A 2,495-nucleotide genomic window follows, 5' to 3' on the forward strand; every position below is an offset into this window, starting at 1 on the left:
CCCACCACTTTCTGGGCAATCAGGCTGCGGCACAACTCCATCTTGAGCGCAGCATGACTCTCGCGGTCGAATTTGGCGCCTTCAACGCCAACTTCTTCGGTTTTGATCCGCGCATCAGCGCGCTGGCGCCCTTGCCCGCACCTTGTGGCTACGTGGCTTCTCCGATCAAGCGCTTAGAATCGTGCAAAAGGCCATCGATGAAGCGGCAAGCCGAGGTCATCCCGTTTTGGTCTGCGTTTCGCTGGCCTATGTCTCGACGTTGTTACTGTGGACCGGTGATCTGCCAGGAGCCAGCGACCTCATCGAGCAATTGATCGTACATGCCGGACGATACTCGCTTGCCCCATATCGTGTTCTTGGCATCGCGCTGAAGGGCGAACTTGCGGTTATCCGCGATGAGCCGGAAGCCGGTCTCGATTTGCTACGGAGCGCGCTGGAGATCTTGCGGGCTCAACAGTTCAATCTCCTCATCACGGGCTTCATCGGCGCGTCGGCGGAAGGCCTGCGCAAGACCGGGCAATTCGAGGAGGCGCTGTTCACGATCAATGGAGGCATTGCGCATGCGACAAATAGTAGAGTGGAATTGGACTTGTCCGAACTGCTCCGGATTAAGTCGCAGATTCTCGCGGCGCAACATGACCGTGAATCAGCCCTGAGCTGCCTGACCGAAGCGATCGACGTCGCGCGCGCCCAATCTGCGCTCGCCTGGGAGCTGAGGTCGACAATGGCCTTGGCCCGCTTGCTCGCCGAAGACGGCCAGCGCGATCAGGCCCAGCACACGCTGGCACTCGTCTACGACCGCTTTACGGAGGGGTTCGAAACCATGGATCTCAAGTTGGCGCGCGCGCTGCTTGAGGATTTGCGACAACCACTTTAGCCGCTCCACGGCGCGCCGGTAGCTACGATAGCATTTACACCGACTGGTGATTTGGCGAAACGGGGAAATCCTCCGCGACTCTTACACTTTCTTACACAATCAAACGCGCCAAGGCGTCGGCCTTCGGGCATGTTCGTTGTGCGCAATTGTTTGGCATCTTTCGAACCGGCACCATCATGAAATCCCTTGCTCCGCCGAACGCTCCGGTCGCTCTCCCGCCCCTGGTGGCCGCCTATGTTGAAGCAACCAACAGCTTCGATCTCGAACGATTACTGGACACTTTCGCCGAGGACGCTCTCGTCAATGACCAGTTACGGGACTACTGGGGAAAGCCAGCCATCAGAGAGTGGGCGAAGCGCGATATCATCGGTGAACGACTGACGATGAAGGTAACCAACGCGATCATCCACTATGGAAACTTCATCGTGACGGCCAATGTCGACGGCAACTATGATAAGCGCGGCTTACCTGATCCGCTGGTTCTCGCCTTCTATCTCACCGCCAATAGCGATTTGATCGTTCAACTGATCATTCTTCGCAATCGATCCGGTATATGAGCATCGACATGCTCCGCGGTGAATCTGGCCGATACAATCAACGTGCCCCTCGTGCAGATCGCGCCTCATAGACCAATGCGTCACCCAACACAGGCGGTCTCAGCATCACGATAAACACAATCTTACACCGTTAAACTCGCTTATGTTGCGAGGCGGTGCAACGCTCTAAGCAGATTTGTTCAATGCCTCCGATCTGAGAGAGCACGTCATGCACGAAAACGAACACATCGAAGCGATAGAAGGCAACGAGGTTTTCGGCGCCCCACGGATACCGAAGCAACCCATTACCTGGACGATGACGGCCAAGGCGAGGCCGCACAGGCCTTCCGAGTTTGAGTCAGTCTTACTTGCGATAGCGGGACACGATCTTCGGCAGCCACTTCAGGTCATCCAAAACGCTCACGAGTTTCTCGGTCGCGGCGTTCGCACGACATCTGAGCAGCGCCTGCTGCGGTTCGTTCAGGCCGCCATCGACCGATTGAGAGGTCAACTTGATGAATTAGTTGCCGCCCTTGAACTTCGCGGACACGCCAAGGGGGTGAAGCTAACGCCAGTGCGGGTCGGGCGGTTGTTGCAGCAAGCTACCGACGAGAACGAAGTTGCAGCCCTAACAAAGGGAGTTTGCATTCGTGCGGTGCCCACCAGCACCACGATTGAGAGCGATGCGCTGCTTCTAGGAACTATTCTGCGCAACTTGGTCAGCAATGCTATCAAATACACGCAGCCCGGTGGCCGGGTTCTCGTCGGATGCCGTCACACTGGCCAGACCATCCGTATTGACGTGTATGACACCGGAATCGGTATTAGCGGGGACCAGATGCCTCGAATGTTCGAAGCCTTTACCCGTCTTGATGCCACGCGACGCGATGGTCTGGGCATCGGCCTCTTCATCGTGCGCCAGGCGATCGGAATTCTAGGACACCGCATAGACGTCGCCTCTACCCCCCGTCGCGGGTCTCGCTTTTCGATTTTTGCGAGCCAAGCCGAAGGAATCGCCGACAAAGTCTGCTGAAGAATCAACAGAGCCGCCTCTGTGGCGGCTCGACGTGGCCGGTGGAAAG

At 57.2% G+C, this 2,495-nt stretch carries 3 protein-coding genes; all 3 read left to right on the top strand.

The window, feature by feature from the left end; all coding sequences use genetic code 11:
• Positions 1-181: 181 nt before the first annotated feature.
• Positions 182-877 (top strand): hypothetical protein, encoded by a 696-nt coding sequence (locus tag VGI36_16690; GenBank protein HEY2486785.1) that lies wholly within the window; start codon positions 182-184, stop codon positions 875-877.
• 176 nt (positions 878-1,053) lie between these two features.
• A complete protein-coding gene (locus VGI36_16695; GenBank protein HEY2486786.1) occupies positions 1,054-1,434 on the top strand; it encodes a nuclear transport factor 2 family protein in 381 nt (126 codons plus the stop codon).
• A 208-nt stretch (positions 1,435-1,642) separates the two neighbouring features.
• On the top strand, positions 1,643-2,446 hold the full coding sequence (locus tag VGI36_16700; GenBank protein HEY2486787.1) for a HAMP domain-containing sensor histidine kinase: 804 nt from the start codon (positions 1,643-1,645) through the stop codon (positions 2,444-2,446).
• Positions 2,447-2,495: the final 49 nt, after the last annotated feature.

It is taken from the genome of Candidatus Binataceae bacterium (genome assembly GCA_036495685.1).
In the GTDB taxonomy this organism is placed as follows: domain Bacteria; phylum Desulfobacterota; class Binatia; order Binatales; family Binataceae; genus JAFAHS01.

Excerpts from the sequence above, each read along its gene's own strand:
- VGI36_16700 (HEY2486787.1), top strand. The coding sequence starts at position 1,643 with ATGCACGAAAACGAACACATCGAAGCGATAGAAGGCAACGAGGTTTTC.
- VGI36_16695 (HEY2486786.1), top strand. The coding sequence starts at position 1,054 with ATGAAATCCCTTGCTCCGCCGAACGCTCCGGTCGCTCTCCCGCCCCTG.